The following is a 16,411-nucleotide window of genomic DNA, read 5'->3' on the forward strand; positions in this document are numbered from 1 at the left end:
AAGGAGGGTATAACCGGCGCTCAATCTGCTAGAGGGGGAGCTTACGGTTTACACGGTAGGAAGGTTCAATGAAGGCCTATAGACAGGCCTTCATTCGTTGCTGAATATTTCAGTCGCTTTCCGGGAATCTTAGGGTTTGAGTTTTATGTAGCAGGAAATAGCCGGCTCACCAGCACTGGTAGTGCGGTTTCAACGCGTAAAATACGTGGCCCGAGATGTACAGATTTGAAGCCTGCCTCTTGGAGCTTTTTTACCTCATAGTCGATAAAGCCACCCTCGGGGCCTATCGCCAGAGTGGTGGGCTCGTCGATATTCACTGGACAGGCCTCTCCTCCCACCGGGTGTGCGACCAGTTTACGGGTTTGGCTTGCCATGTCCGGCAGTTCGTCCTCGACAAATGGCTTAAACCGTTTGCGCAATAGGATTTCGGGCATCTGAGTATCGACTGCCTGCTCCAGTCCCAGCAGACATTGATCGAACAATTTGTCCTCTTTTAGCCAGGGAGTTTGCCAGTACGATTTTTCCACGCGATAGCTATTGAGCAGGATCAGCTTTTTAACTCCGAGCGAGGTGAGGTGTTGAATCACTCGCTTAAGCATTTTCGGGCGGGGCAGGGCCAATATCAGTGTGAGTGGCAGCGGCTCTGGTGGGGGGGTTAGGAGTTCTACCTGAATTTCGATATGGCTATCGCTAAGAGAGACGACTTTGCCATGGCCTATCTTCCCGTTGAGCATTCCGATACGGAGTTGTTGTCCGATCGTCGCTTTGTGTACCTGGGAAATATGCTCAAGCTGGCGGCCGGACAGCCGCACAAGGTCGGGGCCGATAAAATCGTGCTCTTGTAAAACAATCAGGTTCAAAATCAGGTCGCCTTGAGAGGTCGGTTTACTATCGGGCTATTGGAAAGGCCTTTTGTGTCTTTTTCAAGCCGGGGTTGCCCGTTGCCCCGCCCACAACAAATCAAGCGCTCAGTAGTTTGATTTACGGCCCGAGCATCTCTGTTCGGGCTCGTAGGTTTTTATTGCGGCATCGTGTTTAATATTTGGCAGAGGCGATAGCGCCTTTGCCAATACCCTCATAGGCGCGCACAGTAATCTCTTGGCCCGGTTCTTCTGTACCCAGGGTGTTTGCAATATATTGAGCAAGTTGCTCCACCGTAGTGTCGCAGTCGATAATTTCGCAGAGAGCTGCAGGTATGGAAAGAGTGAAGTCTCCCTGCTGTGCCTGATAGGCAAAATTCAGAATTTCTTCGCCGTGTTTTCCCGGGCGGGTTGAGCTCAAATCTTCACGGGTTCCCACGTAGATATCTTCCCAGCGTTTGGCCCAGTCCTTTTCTTTCTCTGCACTGCGTCGACCGTTGATAAAGACCTGGATACGCGAGCGGTGGCCGTGGGCGATGCGCTGGCAATTGCCGAGATGTTTTTTCAGGCCGTGGCTATAGTGGTAAAAGGCGTCTTCAATGCATTCACTATGAAAAGAGAGCTTTAATTGTTCAACACTGGCGGGGAATGAGTTGGCCAGCTGTTGAACGCTCCAGATGGCGACGCTGTCTGTTTTGATTTCCTCAGTCTCCACTAGAGCGAAAGCCTGCTCGGGGCCTGATACAGAAATGGATTCCCCGCTGCCTAGTAACCAGTCCAGATTGACATGCCCTTCACTGTGATTAATCGACAGGTGAGGGGACAGTGTGGGAACAAGTAGGCGATGGTCAAGCTGGTCATCGAGCCAATGGCGAAGGGTCTTTTTCACCACACCAAAATCGCAAACCATGCCCTGTTCATCCAGGGCGCCATCAAGAGCAGCGTCCGCTAACCAGGTCTCTCCGACCAGGCCGCGCGAGTGGTCGAGGTAGCTGAAGTCAACGTTGGTTAAATTATCGACAAACAAGTGCATGGGTAACTCTTTGCAGGGATGAGATAGTGGTCGATTATTATAACCTGTTAATAGGACTGGAACTTATGCGTTTATACCTCTATAATCGCGCCCTCTTCGGATGCACCTGTACTGAAGATCGTTATGGCGGCCCTCCCGGTCTCCTCGCAATGAACAGCTGTGAACTCCGCCAGGCCCGGAAGGGAGCAACGGTAGCAGTGGTATCATGTGCCGAGGGTGTGCTGGTTGGGCTGCCTCCAATCTCTCTCTTTCATTCCCTTATTTTCATCCTGAAAAATCAAGCTAAGAGTTTTCTCTGTAGTTCTGCCTGAATGTTTTTAAGCTTAGCGCGGCCAAATTTTCCCCCAGAAAGGCGATCTTTAAGGGGATTTTGTGTCGATCTGCGTTCAACAGCCGGCTTTTCATCGCTGAATATATCGCCCTTATGCTATAAACGGCGTCAACTATAAGCAGATCTAATATTGATTATTTGAGGGGACGATGAAAAAAGTTGCTCTAGCGATTGCAGTGACGGTAGCGCTCTCAGCTTGTGATAGCGAACAGCAGGCTGCGAAGTCAGTCGGTGTGGCGCAGGCTGTCGCAGAAAGCCCTGCGGCGGATAACGCTCAACTGACAGCCAAGGATGCCGAAGCGTTTTTGCAAGGTGCGCAGGCGCGCCTGGAAAAAATGGCTCAAGAAGCAAGCCACGCTGCCTGGCTCGCTTCTACCTATATCAATCTTGATTCCCAGTATGTAGAAGCTTTGGCCTCCGAGCGTTATACCACTCTGGCTGTAGAGCTGGCATCGGAAGCGGCGAAATTTAATCATCTGGATCTGGCTCCAGATACCCGCCGCAAATTGACCATGCTCAAGCAGGGGCTGGTGTTCCCAGCACCCAAAGACCCTGCTGTGACCACCGAATTGGCTCAGATTGGTTCCAAGATGCAGGGCATGTACGGCGCGGGCAAATACTGCCGCGAAGATGCCGGTGCCGAGAAGTGCTACACCCTGACTGAGATGGGCCAGCTAATGGCAACTAATCGCGACCCTGAGCTACTCGAGGACTTATGGGTGGGTTGGCGCAAAGTTTCTCCTCCCATGAAGCCTCTATATCAGCGTCAGGTGGAAATCGGTAATGCCGGAGCGCAGGAGTTGGGGTATGACAATCTGAGCGTTTTCTGGCGCTCAAAATACGATATGGCCCCGGACGCTTTTGCGGCTGATATGGACACTCAGTGGGGTAAGGTGAAGCCACTTTATGAGGCTTTGCATTGTCACGTACGCGCCAAACTGAATGACCACTACGGCGATGATGTCGTGCCTGCGCAGGGCAAAATTCCCGCCCACTTACTGGGCAACATGTGGGCGCAGGAGTGGGGCAACGTCTATGACTTGGTCAAAGATGACGATATGCAGGCCCCTTATGATCTGACTCAACTGGTTGTTGATTCAGGTATGAGTGAGAAAGATATGGTTAAGGTGGGGGAGAAATTTTTCACTTCCTTGGGCTTTGAGCCATTGCCGAACACTTTTTGGGACCGCTCTCAGTTCACCCAGCCTCGCGATCGCGATGTAGTCTGCCATGCCAGTGCCTGGAATATGGATGGCCAGGATGATATCCGCATCAAGATGTGTATTAACAAAACTGGCGAGGATTTGGTGACCATTCACCATGAGCTGGGCCATAATTTCTATCAGCGCATCTATAAGGATCAGCCGTTCCTTTATAAGGAAGGTGCCAATGATGGCTTCCATGAGGCCGTAGGCGACACCATCGCACTCTCCATTACACCCAAGTACCTTAAGGAGGTGGGTCTGATGGATGAGGTGCCGGATGAAAGTAAGGATATCGGCTACCTGATGCAGCAGGCGCTGGACAAAATTGCCTTCTTGCCGTTCGGCCTTCTGGTCGACAAGTGGCGCTGGCAGGTATTCAATGGTGAAGTGATGCCGGCTGATTACAATAAGGCCTGGTGGGAACTGCGCGAAGAGTACCAGGGGATCGCTGCTCCGGTTGAGCGTTCAGAAGAAAACTTCGATCCTGGCGCCAAGTACCATATTCCTGGCAATACACCTTACGCGCGTTACTTCCTGGCACGTATCCAGCAGTTCCAGTTCCATCGCGCTTTGTGTGAAGCTGCCGGTGAAACCGGTCCACTGCACCGTTGTTCAATTTACCAAAATAATGAAGCGGGCGAGAAATTGCGGGCTATGTTGGCGATGGGCGCAAGCAAGCACTGGCCGGATGCGATGGAAGCTTTGACTGGCCAGCGCGATTTGGATGCTTCGGCCATTATTGATTACTTCCAGCCATTGATGGCGTATCTGGAAGAGCAAAATCAAGGGCGCGAATGCGGTTGGTAATTTGAGGCTTTTGCTTTGACGTTGCAAGAATGAAAAAAGGGGGCTATGCCCCCTTTTTACGTTTTTGAGGGCCTTTTTTAATGAAGCTTGGTTTGCTCCTCTTCCTCTTTTAAGAGGCGCGCTGCTGCCTTGGTGAAGGCCTCCATTGGGGGGTGAAGAGCTCCCACACCAGCCATATAGCGATTCATCGTTTTATTCGCCAGACTGGAATTAATGATTGGCGTAGTATCTAGTTTGATAATTTTTAAAAGGTCGAATCCGAGAGGGGGCCCGCGGTCATCGATTCCCGGCGTCAAGAAGGAATCACTCTCTGAATGAGCGATATTGTACATGCTCATTGTGTTATTGATGGTGTCCAAATTTGAGCCGGAAAAGGATCTCACTATTCCTCCGAAACCCACTGTTTCAGTAATGGCACTGTCTCCCATATCCCGGTTGACATCTGCTGGGGTGAGTCCCTGTGTCAGTGATCCGTGCCCAACCCCCGCTATTCCAGTAAACCAAGTGTCACCAAGTCCCGATACTTTAATTCCAAATTCTGTGCCATTTCGAGCCATGGTGGTAATAATACTGCTGTGAGGGATACCGTTTCCTGCATCGGCAATGGCTTTACAGGTAGCCATGATGGGGTTTAGGGAGAAGGTTCCGTCCTGATGGATTTGAGTCGCAATTTTTTCAATATCGTGTTTATTTTTACAGTTTTTGATTATTCCTGGCAGTAAAATTCCGGAAAGCAGTAGGGTGGCAGCATTCGTCATCACATGGCAATCGTCCCCCATCAGTAAGCTTCTGCCTATGATCGGCAGGAAATCAATCCCCCCCTTTTCTTTAATTACCTGATCGAGTACTGGTGCGATATGGCTTTCATTCCAGTGGAGTTGATCGATTGCGGCTTTATCATAGACGCCGAATCGCATTGAGCTTCCTAGGTTGTCACCGCGATCATCACTGAGATTGGAATAGGCCCGATAGCCGGATAGCCTGTCTTCCACAATATAAACTGACATGGAGTAGGTAATGATGCCTGCCATAGGTCCAGCAGCGCTGTGGTTGTGGCAGGGCTCCAAGTCGACACTGCCCTCCTTCATGATCTCTTCGGCTTCGCCCTTATTCTTCGCCAGCCCTTCGTAGATAAGGCCGCCAATAATGGCGCCTTTCAGTGCTCCCGATGCCCGTTGCCAGGTGATTGGGGGGCCGGCATGGAGGATCAGGTTTTTGCGCATTCCGGGAATGTTGTCCCCGGCCTTGCCTATTCCGATTAATATCGGAACGGCTTGCTTCATGCGCTTTATGGTTTCGTCATTTGCTTGTTGATTCAACGCCTGAAAATCAGGGGTCGCCAATTCATGCAGGATTTTCTCTGTACTGGGCCTAAATTCAAAATCCGTTTTCATTGTTACTCCCTTGAATTTAATAATTCGGCGTACTGTTCAGTAATAATATTCATGTTGCGTAGCATCAGGTCCGTGGTGCCGGTAATTACTTGGATCTGGCGTTTCTCGGAAATTTTCATCTCCCCATCAAACCCCCTGCTGGCGTAACTTAGGTGATCTTTGGCTTTGTGCAGGTTGTTGTTAATCTCGGGTGTGTTGAAAGGGCTGTCCAATAGTTGGTTCAAGCGATTGGAGTACTCGGAGAGATCCATTTGTAAACCGCTCTCGGCATCTTCCGGGGATATCCCCCAAAGTTTAGCAGCATAATTTTTGGCGATTCTTTGGGAGAGCATGCGCTGACGACCGGCAACATTTATCAGCTCGGCACTGTTATGTTGTGCCAGTTGTTGCAACTTGACTACGTAAATATGGGCGGCGGATAGGAGTGAATTACTGCGCTCAAAAAGTTCGGCGGCATTTTCCTTACTGACGGGCTGTTGGGCAATTTCCTCAAAAAATTCCCATTCTTTTTGCACGATTAATAGCTGGTTTTTTACTTTATTGGCACCGTGGAAGCGGTCTAATTTTTTGTGGTTTTGCTTGAAGTCCTGAATTGATCTTGTGAACACCTTCTCGTGGCGTTCAGCTTCAGGTTGGATTCCGCGTAAGATATAAGTCTGAGTGATGCGTTGGGATAGCATTCGCTGGCGCCCGGCAATATTAATGGCGTCTCCCATGGAAAACGCTGTGACATCCAGGCTTAGAATTAACAAGATAAATACTGCGGATAACTTCATGATTTTACTCTTGTAGTTTGACTTATTTCTCAAAATGGAATGCTGTGATATGTGCAAGGCATATGCCATTACTGTTAATTGGTTTGAAGTTTTTAGAGGGTGTTATTTGTACAACCCATACTCTCCTTGTTCTATTTGTATCAATCCAAGTAATACATTGTTTCTATTTTAATGGGTGCCTGCTGGAACGCAGTGACAAAATACAAGGAAATAGGAGAGCGCTCGCCATTTTTGAGGGGTTGGCGGATAGTACCCGGCTAGCCAAATAGGCTCTTTAGCTCCGTGATTATGTAAATTTTGATAATGGAAATGGAATAGCACGATATGTATTGCTGTGATTTCGACATATTTTTAGGATCTAAAGCCTATTTATACCAAATTTGTAGCGTCAGTTATCTAACCCCTTTTCCCGGCATTGGAGCTTTGGTGGTATTGATATAAGTTGCGCTGCCTTTATTTTCAGGGGGGCGGGCAAGGTGGCAGAGGGTGGGGGTGTTTTGAGGGTTGAAAATAAAAAGGCTCTACCACAGGTAGAGCCTTTTTCTCACAAATGTAAAATGGTTTAGAACTGGTAGTTCAAAGCCACACTGAACAGGTAAGCTTCGGTCTTGGTGGTGCCGCCATCGTAGTAGGTAATAATGGCATCATTAATGTTGCTGGCTTCCTGAATAACTTCGTCGTCGCCCCAGATGTAGGCGAGGCTGCCATCAACGGTTAGCTTGTCGCTGAATCGGTAAGTGCCACCAACCGTCAGCCACTGGCGATCGGTATCGGGGATTGACAAGGTGCGCCAGGTGATAGGCAGGTCTGTGCCGACCAGCTCGGTGAGCTCTTCGGTTTCTTCTCTATTCAAGCCATCGCGGGCAGCGCCTTGGTCGTAGGCGTAGCCGAAACGGAACGTCCACTCGTCGTTGCGGTAGTACTCACCGGCAAGGCTGTAGCGAGAACCGCTCTTGAAGTTTTCTTCTTTCAGCAGCAGCGGGTTGTACTCTTCGCCTGCGGAAGGGATAAAGGCTTCCAGGCGCTCGAAGCGATCCCAGTTGGTCCACATATAACCTGCTGCGATACCCCAGTTGTTATTGAAGCGGTGATAGAAACCCAGCTCCAAGGTGTCCGGCAGGTTTAGAGTCAGGTTTCCTGAAGTATCGTCAAATGGATCGAGAGGGCTTGGTGCGATATCAGAGCTTACTTCCCCTTTGATTTTGGGGTCGTATTTTGCGTGGTAAGAAATACCGGCGCGAGTATTGTCGCTGATGCGCCACAGGCCACCGATGGTCCAGCTCACATCCCAAGTATCACCTTTTACGTCCAAAAGCGTTGCGCCAGAGGGATTAAATCCCAACACCGGCGCCACAACATCCCCAATGAGAAAGTCATCGGGGAAAGTGGTGTTCAATTCGGCATCGACATAGAAAAAGTTGGCCGCGATGCCCACACTGAACTGGTTGTTAAAATCGTAGGCAATAGAAGGTTGGATATTTACAGTCAGTAGCGAGGTTTTGTTGGCGATAGTGGTTGCAGGAAAATTATCTGGGAGATCGGTTTCCAATCCAAAATCGGTATACATGGCCAGGCCCCATGACAAATTGTCATTGATAGGCGCTGCCAGGTAGCCATTGGGGATTACGGCGCTGGTGGCGTAGTTCTTGGCATTGGCTGGGGTTTCGAATGCCAGGTAGCCGGTTTCGGCACTTCCGACGTAGTAGGTGACATCACCTTCTACATCGATTTCGGGGTCGACATAAGTGGCACCAACAGAAATGGTGTAGGTATCGAACAGGGCTGAACCGGCAGGGTTGCGGGCGAGAATTGCGGCATTGTCACCGACGGTGTTTTCGGCGGCAAAAGCTCGGCCGAGACCGGATGCGCTGGTTTCCTGCAAGTAGAAACCGGCAGCCATAGCGCCTTGGGAAACGGAGCTGATCGCTGCGGCCAGAACTGCGTGTCGCAGGTATTTTTTATTCATGAGAACCCATCTCTAAGTCTGCTGATTACTGAAAGCCATAAACAGGTTGGAACAAACTCTGCCATGGCAGGAAGGCCTTTAGACTTATATAAGTACCTTCTACTTCCGTAGCAAATCCCTTACTAAAAAGTCTAGCAATACGAAATTGCTCGAGTGAGGGAGAGGAGTGACTTTATAAAGACAATGAGGACAAAAATCTATCCAAGACGGTGGATTTTTTTCTGTTAGCTGAAAATGTGGCTATTTATTGGCTAGCAGTGACTTTTTCTCCGTTGATGGATAATTTTGTCAGGTTAATTTGATATCTTTTGCCATTTTCTTCTCTCTGGATAAGTTTCACCAGAGCGTAATTCCACTGTGGCGCGATCCATACAGTCGTCTCTCTTCCGGACTCGGTATCTCTGACGCGGGCTACCTTTATGGTCTCAACAGGACCCAGTGGGGTTTTCAGTGTTTCGGTGCCAATTTGGTTGAATTTATAGTCACGAATTTTTTTGCCATCGGCAATTTTGTATTGCAGGTCTTTTTTTCCCGCCGCGATATCGAGGGCCAGCTGCATTTGGTAGCTCACCTTATCAAGAATATTCGGCGGGACATCCTTTAGGTCTCTCTCAGGATTGTGAACGTTGAAGACCAGACCTTTGGAAGGTTCAAAATTTAGAACCGTGGCGCGGTCGCGACCGAGTCCGGTCCGGCGATATTCATAGTGTCGGGGGGTGACAAGTCCATCTTGGCTGGTGAAGCGAGAATATTCTTTAATATTGGCGAACAGGGCGCTGCTATCGAAGTCCAGCCGCCAGTTGTCTTCCTGCCCGGACAGCTCCCGGGTTGCGGTAATACTGACGCCATTAAATCGAGCTGCATAAGTTGCTTTGAAGGGTTTTAATTCGGCGGCAATAGTTTGGCCGGCCAATACGAGGAGAAATAGGGTGGTAGCAAGAAGGCGCACTTTAAATATCCCGCAAAAACTGAATCCTCTTGAATATTAGCTGGCGAGGCGTGCAAAGTACATCGAAGGACTTTTGCCCCGCCAGCGATAAGAGGCATTCTTGCTAGGCCGAAATCTGAACTCCGCAGTGAGGCAATAATTCGCCATCCAAAAGAACGCGATCATCAGCCATTTGCAGGCGTTGCTGGGCAAACCAGGAAACTGCCATCGGGTAGATAGTGTGCTCCTGCCTTTGAACCCGCTTTGCCAGTAGTGCTGGAGTGTCCCCTTCCTTTATGGGAACAATGGCCTGGACAATAGAGGGCCCCCCATCCAGTTCTTCGGTCACAAAGTGAACGGTTACGCCATGCGTCTTATCCCCGGCTTCCAGCGCCCGCTGGTGGGTATTAAGCCCTTGGTATTTGGGGAGCAGAGATGGATGAATATTGATCAGGCGCCCGCCGTAGTGGCGTACGAATTCGGGAGTTAAAATTCGCATAAACCCCGCTAGCACAACCAGGCTCGGCTTATGTTGATCAATCTCCTTAATCAGGGCTTGATCAAACGCCCCCCTGTTGGGGAAGCTGCGGTGATCCACCACAATACCGGGTATACCGGCTTGCGTTGCACGGTTCAGGCCGTAGGCCTCTGCCTTGTTGCTGATAACCGCGCACACCGAAAAAGGAGCATCCGCTTGCGCGGTGGTATCCAGCAGCGCTTGCAGGTTACTACCGCTGCCAGAAATGAGTACGACGACTTTACAAGACATTAGAGTCCCGCCAGCTCGACAGTCTCAGAGCCTTCGCGGGCTGTTTCAATACTGCCAACGATAAAGGCATCTTCCCCCAGCTGCTTAAGAGTCGATAGGGCAGTTTCCGCTTGTTCGGCAGGGACGCAGATCACCATACCAACGCCGCAGTTAAAAGTACGGTACATTTCGTGGCTATCAATATTGCCGGCATCGCGCAGCCAGCTGAATACGGCTGGCATTTCCCAGCTGTTGACATCTATACGGGCGCTGCAGCCTTCGGGCAGTACACGCGGCAGGTTTTCCAGTAGGCCGCCACCGGTAATATGGCTGAGGGCGTTGACCTGGCAGGTTTTCATCAGCTGGAGCAGATTTTTCACGTAAATGCGGGTCGGAGCCATCAGGGCTTTAGCAAGGGTTTCTCCGCCGATATCCTGTTGCAGGTCGGCACTGCGTACCTCGAGGACTTTGCGAATCAGGGAGTAACCGTTGGAGTGGGGGCCGCTGGAAGCGAGGCCTATCAGCACATCGCCACTTTTGACTTTACTGCCGTCAATGATTTCGGATTTTTCCACAACCCCGGTGCAGAAGCCCGCCAGGTCGTAGTCATCGCCTTCATACATTCCGGGCATTTCAGCGGTCTCTCCGCCAACCAGGGCACAGCCTGCCAATTCGCAGCCTTTGCCTATACCGGTTACTACTTCTGCAGCAATATCCACATTCAGTTTGCCCGTTGCATAGTAATCGAGGAAGAACAGGGGTTCTGCGCCGGCTACGATCAGGTCGTTGACACACATTGCAACCAGGTCAATACCAATACTGTCGTGGATGCCCAGGTCCATTGCCAAGCGTAACTTGGTACCCACTCCGTCGGTGCCAGATACCAAAACAGGCTCTTTATAGCCGCTTGGGAGTTCACACAGGGCGCCGAATCCGCCCAGTCCGCCCATTACTTCCGGACGGGATGTACGTTTGGCGACATGTTTGATGCGCTCTACCAGTGCATTACCTGCATCGATATCGACACCGGCATCTTTGTAAGAAAGGGGTGTTTGCGCGGATAGCGGCTTGGAATCGTTCATGATTCTTCCTGCGGTGGGTAGTCGAAGGGCGCGTATTCTAGCCGGGTCTTGCCTTGGGAGCCACGCCCAGAGGGCTCCTCAAAGAAGGATTTCGCCACTTTCTGGGTGTTTGATCTGTAAAATCACTCCGATAGTGAGAACTCGGGGCTGAGAGAAGCGCCTGACGCTGATACAATAGCTCTAATTTTTACTCTGCCCTGAAATTTGGCACCTTGTACATCGACAACAATTTCGTGCAAGCTCAAGGGGTGGAAAGAGGTTTGGAGAGAAGTCCTATGCACAAGCTGCTCCGGCAGGGATTGGTGTTGCAGTTGCTGGCTCTGGTTATCAGTGTTCTAGTCTTGCCGGTTCAGGCCCGAGTCATCTCGGATTTGTACGAAGTTGTGGAGGCTGTGCCCAGTCGCGGAACCACGGATCGTGCAGCAGCCGGAAGTCGCGGTCTGGAACGTGTGTTCGTACGTGTAACAGGGGATGCTGCCATTGGCCGTGCCCCAAACCTGCAACCGATTTTGAAGAGTGCACAACAATTTGTGCAGGGTTATCGCTATACCCGTGAGGATAACCAGCTCTATCTTCATATCTCCTTTAATCCCCAGGCCATTTCACGCCAAGTCAATCAGCTGGGGTTGCCTATCTGGCCCAACAATCGCCCCGGTACTCTGGTTTGGCTGGCGGTGGATACCCTGCAAGAGGGGCGCAGCTCGCTCAGTGAAGAGACCTCCCCCGAATTGTTTGCAGTACTCGAGGCAATGGCCGTCGAACGCGGTGTTCCCTTGGACTTCCCTGTTTTGGATCTAAACGACCAGCGCAATATGCCGTTGGGCGCACTGTGGGCGCAGGACGAGCAGGCCGCTGAACGGGCCGGATTGCGCTACAGTCCCGATGCAACCCTGATGGGGCGTGTTTTGCAGGCTTCGGGCCGCCGTTGGCAAGCCGACTGGCTGTTGGTTCACGGTGGACGCAGCTATGCGTTCGATACCACCGGCGGCTCCCTTGAAGAGGTCGCTCTGCGGGGGGTCAATCAGTTGTCCAATATCCTGGCGCAGCGCTATGCTGTGCTTCCAGAAGGGCAGGGTAGCTCGTTGGGCGCAGTGGTTATTGAATTATCAGGCGTTGACAGTTTTGCGGACTATGCGCAAGTATCCGGTTATCTACAGGGATTGGCGCAGGTGAACAGTGCTAATTTACTCTCTGTGGAGGGCGACCGGATGCGCGTAGCACTTGTCTCCTCTGTAGACTTGAGTAATTTGCGCGATACCTTGGCGCTAAATCATAAACTGCAGGCACAAGCGGACGGAGATGCTATCAACTTGAGTGGATACCGTTCACCTTTGGGCAGCGCTGAGAATCCGTTGCGCTATCGCTGGGACTGAGATGAGTATTCCGCAACAGCTGCCGCTGGGAGTGTCCCTGCGGGACGACGCCACTTTCGACAACTTCTATCTGTCTGAGTCAGACCCCAACCGTCAGGTGGTGTCCCTGCTGCAGTCGTTTGCCAGTGGCGAAAACCCTGAATCTGTTATTTATATCTGGGGCGAGGCGGGCAGCGGTGTGAGCCACCTTCTGCAGTCAGCATGTCAGTGCGCAGAGGCCAGTGGCCGCTCCTTCCATTACATTCCGCTCGCTGACCTGATGGCGACGGATCCGGCTGTTATTCTCGATGGGTTGGAGCAACTGGATCTCGTTTGTATCGACGATGTTCATTTGCTGGAAGGCCAGCCGCAGTGGCAGACCGCTATTTTTCACCTTTATAACCGGGTGAAGGACGGAGGTAGACAGCTGCTGATGGGCGCGCGTCAATCTCCACGGGGGATGGATATTGCCCTGGCAGATCTACAGTCCCGCTTGCACTGGTCCCTGGTCTTCCACCTTCAAACCTTGAATGACAGCGATAAGGTTGCAGCCCTGCGTCGTCGCAGCCGCCTGCGCGGTTTTGATCTGCCGGAAGATGTTGCTCAATACATCCTGCACCGGGCACCCAGGGATACACGTGCGCTGTTCCTGTGTTTGGAGGAGTTGGACCGGGCTTCCTTAATGGCCAAGCGCAAGATCACCATTCCTTTTGTAAAACAGGTGCTGGACATCTAGCCTGGCCCCTGAGGAGTAATTTGTCACTCTCGGCCGCCCGCAGCCTGGAGTGACCGCTCACTTGCCGGGTGGCCCGGTTAGTACTTCACTTTACTCTGCTTCAAGGCCCATCGGACTCTTTTTTCCAACCCCCTCTAGCGTGAATGTACGCTTAGCCCCGCCTGTTGCTTGAGAGCTTATTTTCTTGTGAAATCTGCTCAGTCCACGATACCAATTGATGCAGTGAATAGATTTACGGGGGAATTCCATCCCTGATTGTTCCCAAATGGTACAGGTTGAGGACAGCGTTATGCCGAATATTCATAAAATCCTGTATGTGAGTCATGCTGCTGAAGACGAGAGTGGCGGCTTGATGCAGGCTTTTGCGGTGGCGCGCAACCATCAGGCGAAGATAAAGGTTCTTATGGTCTGCCCGGCGGTGCCGGAGGGGTTTGAGGAATTTAGCCAGCTTTGTATGGACACAATGCTGGAGCGGGTTAAGGGGGAAATTGAAGCAACCCGAATACGTATGGATTTGCCAGAGGATAAAACGAATCTAGAAATTGAATCGGATTGTGGCTCTCGTCCCGCTGAGCGGGTGATTCGCCGGGTGTTGAGGGAGGGTTATGACCTTGTGATAAAAAATGTTGAGGGGCGTACCCAGCTGAAGGGTTTCAAGGCGATGGATATGGACCTCCTGCGCAAGTGTCCCTGTCCAATCTGGTTGTGTCGATCTATCAAACAACCGCATACCAAAATCCAGGTGGCCGTGGCGATTGATCCCGAGTGCGAGGGGGGTAGTAGCTATGATTTGGCAATCAGATTACTGCGTTGGTCGCGGGTACTGGCAGATAGCTGTAGCGGTGTGTTGTACGTGATCTCCTGCTGGGACTTCGATATCGATGGGTATCTACGCCATCATTTTCCCTTGAACGCCTCGGAAGAGGAGCTGGACGAGGCCACTGACGCAGCTCGCGCCCAACATCGCTCCATGCTCGATGTATTGATACGAGCGTCTGGAATTGATGGAGAGATACAAGTTCATCACGTGGTCGCTCATCCCGATAGCTTTATCCCACTGTTGATTGATGAAGAAAATTTGGACCTTCTGGTCATGGGTACCGTAGGCCGTGCTGGGATCCCAGGTTTTATTATGGGCAATACGGCGGAAAATATTCTGCAAAAAGTCAGTTGCTCTTTATTGGCTTTGAAACCGAGTGATTTTGTATCACCCATTAAGGGATGATGGACTTCCAGTCAATATCATCTTATCCGCCCAATGAATCAGCTCACCTCTATTCTTGTGTGAGATGCTTGTGACGATTTCCGGATAGGCTCAAAATTATAAAGATTGGATAGCTGGAGAAAAAAAATGATTAAAAGAGTAGCCAAGTGGATTGGTGGTTTATTTTTGTTGGGTGTTTTGGGAGGGGCTGCTTTTGCGGTCAACGCAATCTATTTTAAGCCCTGGTCCATTGATGTATTTTTTGAACGTGCATTTATTAAGCTCGGTGGCACCAGTCCGGAAATCCTGTCCCAGCTGAGAGTGCTGGAACAGTTTGGAATAGATGGTCACAACGCACACCTCGATGATTTGTCAGAGGAAGAACAGCTGCGCCAGATGCAGATGATGGAAGATGAACTGGCAGTACTGCGCGCATACGATCGAGCTGGTTTGAATGGGCAGCAGGCAATTTCCTACGATGTGTTCGAGCATTTCCTCGGTAATATGGTTGAGGCGGGGCGCTGGAGGCATCACGATTACCCGCTTAACCAGATGCTCGGGGTACAAAATAGCCTGCCTGAGTTTCTTGCTGAGGTTCACCAGATCAATAATGTTAAAGAGGCCGATTATTATCTGTCCCGATTGGGGGAGGTGAAGCGCAAGTTTGACCAGGTACTCAGTGGGCTGGCGATCCGTGAAGAAAAACAGATCCTGCCACCGCGATTCGTGATCGACAGTGTTTTGGTGGAGATGCAGGGGTTTATTGCTGTACCTGTGCAAGAAAATATTCTTTATACCTCCTTGGTGGATCGACTCGATAAAATTGACGGGCTGGATATGCAGGAGCGTAACCGCATTCTCAGTCAGGGGGAGGCCCTTATTGATGCAGAGGTTTACCCTGCCTACCAGAGCCTGATCGATTATTATCGTGAGCTGCAGCCAAAAGTATCGAAAAATAATGGTGTTTGGGCACTGCCTGATGGCGATGCATTTTATGCATACCAGGTGCGCAGTCATACCACTACCAATATTTCACCGGCAGAGCTTCATCGTATTGGTTTGCAGGAAGTGGCGCGGATTGAAGGGGAAATGAATCAAATCTTTGCCTCGGTGGGACAGGATAGTGGCACTATCGGTGAGCGTTTTTCAGCGATAAACAATGATTCTCAGTTTCTCTATGAGGACTCCGAACAGGGGCGTGAAAACATTATTGCCGATTACCAGATGGTGATAGATGAAGTTAGTGCGGGTCTGGAAGAGTATTTTGATGTAAAGCCGGAGATGGGGGTCGAAGTACGGCGTGTGCCAGAGTTTAAGCAACAGGGGGCCCCCGGTGCTTACTACATTTCTCCGGCGATGGATGGTTCTCGTCCTGGGATCTTTTACGCAAACCTGCGCGATGTTCACGAGACCAAGAAATTTGGTATGCGTACTTTAGCCTATCACGAGGCGGTGCCTGGACATCACTTCCAGCTGGCGATTGCGCAAGAGCTAAAAGGCGTTCCTACCTTCCGTAAGCTGGGTCTGTTTACCGCTTATTCCGAGGGTTGGGCTTTGTATGCTGAAAAGCTTGCCAAGGAAGCGGGCTTCCAGGAAAACCCTTATGATGATCTGGGCCGGTTGCAGGCTGAGATGTTTCGGGCTGTACGCCTAGTGGTAGATACCGGAATACACTATAAACGATGGGGTCGTGAAGAGGCCATCGTTTATATGCTGGAGAAAACCGGTATGACAACAACTGAGGTCACCACTGAAATTGAGCGCTATCTGGTGAATCCGGGGCAGGCGTTGGCCTACAAAACGGGGATGTTAAAAATTCTGGAACTGCGTAAGCGGGCCCAAGAAACACTCGGCAATAAGTTTGATATTCGCCAGTTCCACAATATTGTACTTACCAATGGCGCGGTACCGCTGGCGGTATTGGAACAGCAGGTAGATCATTGGGTTGCCACTAAAAAGGGGTAAACGCAGCTTTCCCCAATACAAAGG

13 protein-coding genes and 1 other RNA gene are annotated in these 16,411 nt (G+C 50.8%); 6 read left to right on the forward strand and 8 right to left on the reverse strand.

The annotated features are described in order from the left end of the window. Positions 1 to 143: 143 nt before the first annotated feature. Complete coding sequence (locus MO867_RS08815) at positions 144 to 860, reverse strand: 16S rRNA (uracil(1498)-N(3))-methyltransferase (RefSeq protein ID WP_252465982.1); 717 nt, start codon at positions 858 to 860, stop codon at positions 144 to 146. Positions 861 to 1,035: 175 nt separating this feature from the next. Beyond that, positions 1,036 to 1,893 carry a 6-carboxytetrahydropterin synthase gene (locus tag MO867_RS08820; RefSeq protein WP_252465983.1) on the reverse strand — a complete coding sequence of 286 codons (858 nt, stop codon included), beginning with the start codon at positions 1,891 to 1,893 and terminating at the stop codon, positions 1,036 to 1,038. 133 nt (positions 1,894 to 2,026) lie between these two features. Here MO867_RS08820 and ffs point away from each other — a divergent pair. Together ffs and MO867_RS08830 are read left to right on the forward strand one after the other, a co-directional pair. Then, positions 2,027 to 2,123: signal recognition particle sRNA small type (gene ffs / locus MO867_RS08825), an RNA gene on the forward strand. A gap of 250 nt (positions 2,124 to 2,373) precedes the next feature. After that, positions 2,374 to 4,236 (forward strand): M2 family metallopeptidase, encoded by a 1,863-nt coding sequence (locus MO867_RS08830; protein ID WP_252465984.1) that lies wholly within the window; start codon positions 2,374 to 2,376, stop codon positions 4,234 to 4,236. A gap of 77 nt (positions 4,237 to 4,313) precedes the next feature. Here MO867_RS08830 and MO867_RS08835 read toward each other — a convergent pair whose 3' ends face one another. The 6 genes from MO867_RS08835 to purM form a co-directional block, all read right to left on the reverse strand. Continuing rightward, on the reverse strand, positions 4,314 to 5,630 hold the full coding sequence (locus tag MO867_RS08835; protein WP_252465985.1) for a YlbE family protein: 1,317 nt from the start codon (positions 5,628 to 5,630) through the stop codon (positions 4,314 to 4,316). Between the two features lie 2 nt (positions 5,631 to 5,632). After that, entirely contained in the window at positions 5,633 to 6,406 is a 774-nt protein-coding gene (locus tag MO867_RS08840) for a type IV pili methyl-accepting chemotaxis transducer N-terminal domain-containing protein (protein WP_252465986.1), read from the reverse strand. Positions 6,407 to 6,968: 562 nt separating this feature from the next. Beyond that, positions 6,969 to 8,372, reverse strand: a complete 1,404-nt coding sequence (locus MO867_RS08845) for an OmpP1/FadL family transporter (protein WP_252465987.1) — start codon at positions 8,370 to 8,372, stop codon at positions 6,969 to 6,971. A gap of 244 nt (positions 8,373 to 8,616) precedes the next feature. After that, the gene (locus MO867_RS08850; protein ID WP_252465988.1) at positions 8,617 to 9,321 is read right to left on the reverse strand and encodes a DUF3108 domain-containing protein; all 705 of its coding nucleotides are present in this window, start codon (positions 9,319 to 9,321) and stop codon (positions 8,617 to 8,619) included. A 103-nt stretch (positions 9,322 to 9,424) separates the two neighbouring features. Beyond that, the gene (gene purN / locus MO867_RS08855) at positions 9,425 to 10,069 is read right to left on the reverse strand and encodes a phosphoribosylglycinamide formyltransferase (RefSeq protein ID WP_252465989.1); all 645 of its coding nucleotides are present in this window, start codon (positions 10,067 to 10,069) and stop codon (positions 9,425 to 9,427) included. Next, positions 10,069 to 11,130 (reverse strand): phosphoribosylformylglycinamidine cyclo-ligase, encoded by a 1,062-nt coding sequence (purM, locus tag MO867_RS08860; RefSeq protein WP_252465990.1) that lies wholly within the window; start codon positions 11,128 to 11,130, stop codon positions 10,069 to 10,071. The genes purN and purM overlap by 1 nt, the downstream gene beginning before the upstream one ends. A 275-nt stretch (positions 11,131 to 11,405) precedes the next feature. On the opposite strand from purM, the gene MO867_RS08865 reads away from it, so the two are divergent. From MO867_RS08865 to MO867_RS08880, 4 genes are all read left to right on the forward strand, one after another. Next, positions 11,406 to 12,503, forward strand: coding sequence for a DUF2066 domain-containing protein (locus tag MO867_RS08865; RefSeq protein ID WP_252465991.1), 1,098 nt, complete (start codon positions 11,406 to 11,408; stop codon positions 12,501 to 12,503). Between the two features lies 1 nt (position 12,504). Further along, on the forward strand, positions 12,505 to 13,218 hold the full coding sequence (hda, locus tag MO867_RS08870) for a DnaA regulatory inactivator Hda (protein ID WP_252465992.1): 714 nt from the start codon (positions 12,505 to 12,507) through the stop codon (positions 13,216 to 13,218). A 289-nt stretch (positions 13,219 to 13,507) separates the two neighbouring features. Beyond that, positions 13,508 to 14,443, forward strand: coding sequence for a universal stress protein (locus tag MO867_RS08875; RefSeq protein ID WP_252465993.1), 936 nt, complete (start codon positions 13,508 to 13,510; stop codon positions 14,441 to 14,443). Positions 14,444 to 14,569: 126 nt separating this feature from the next. Next, positions 14,570 to 16,387, forward strand: a complete 1,818-nt coding sequence (locus tag MO867_RS08880; protein ID WP_252465994.1) for a DUF885 domain-containing protein — start codon at positions 14,570 to 14,572, stop codon at positions 16,385 to 16,387. Positions 16,388 to 16,411 lie beyond the last annotated feature (24 nt).

It is taken from the genome of Microbulbifer okhotskensis (assembly GCF_023895975.1).
GTDB classification, from domain to species: domain Bacteria; phylum Pseudomonadota; class Gammaproteobacteria; order Pseudomonadales; family Cellvibrionaceae; genus Microbulbifer; species Microbulbifer okhotskensis.

Bases quoted from the DNA above. Each gene is read 5' to 3' on its own strand.
- MO867_RS08820 (WP_252465983.1), bottom strand. From the start codon at position 1,893: ATGCACTTGTTTGTCGATAATTTAACCAACGTTGACTTCAGCTACCTC.
- MO867_RS08830 (WP_252465984.1), top strand. From the start codon at position 2,374: ATGAAAAAAGTTGCTCTAGCGATTGCAGTGACGGTAGCGCTCTCAGCT.
- MO867_RS08835 (WP_252465985.1), bottom strand. From the start codon at position 5,630: ATGAAAACGGATTTTGAATTTAGGCCCAGTACAGAGAAAATCCTGCAT.
- MO867_RS08840 (WP_252465986.1), bottom strand. From the start codon at position 6,406: ATGAAGTTATCCGCAGTATTTATCTTGTTAATTCTAAGCCTGGATGTC.
- MO867_RS08845 (WP_252465987.1), bottom strand. From the start codon at position 8,372: ATGAATAAAAAATACCTGCGACACGCAGTTCTGGCCGCAGCGATCAGC.
- purN (WP_252465989.1), bottom strand. From the start codon at position 10,069: ATGTCTTGTAAAGTCGTCGTACTCATTTCTGGCAGCGGTAGTAACCTG.
- purM (WP_252465990.1), bottom strand. From the start codon at position 11,130: ATGAACGATTCCAAGCCGCTATCCGCGCAAACACCCCTTTCTTACAAA.
- MO867_RS08865 (WP_252465991.1), top strand. From the start codon at position 11,406: ATGCACAAGCTGCTCCGGCAGGGATTGGTGTTGCAGTTGCTGGCTCTG.
- hda (WP_252465992.1), top strand. From the start codon at position 12,505: ATGAGTATTCCGCAACAGCTGCCGCTGGGAGTGTCCCTGCGGGACGAC.
- MO867_RS08875 (WP_252465993.1), top strand. From the start codon at position 13,508: ATGCCGAATATTCATAAAATCCTGTATGTGAGTCATGCTGCTGAAGAC.
- MO867_RS08880 (WP_252465994.1), top strand. From the start codon at position 14,570: ATGATTAAAAGAGTAGCCAAGTGGATTGGTGGTTTATTTTTGTTGGGT.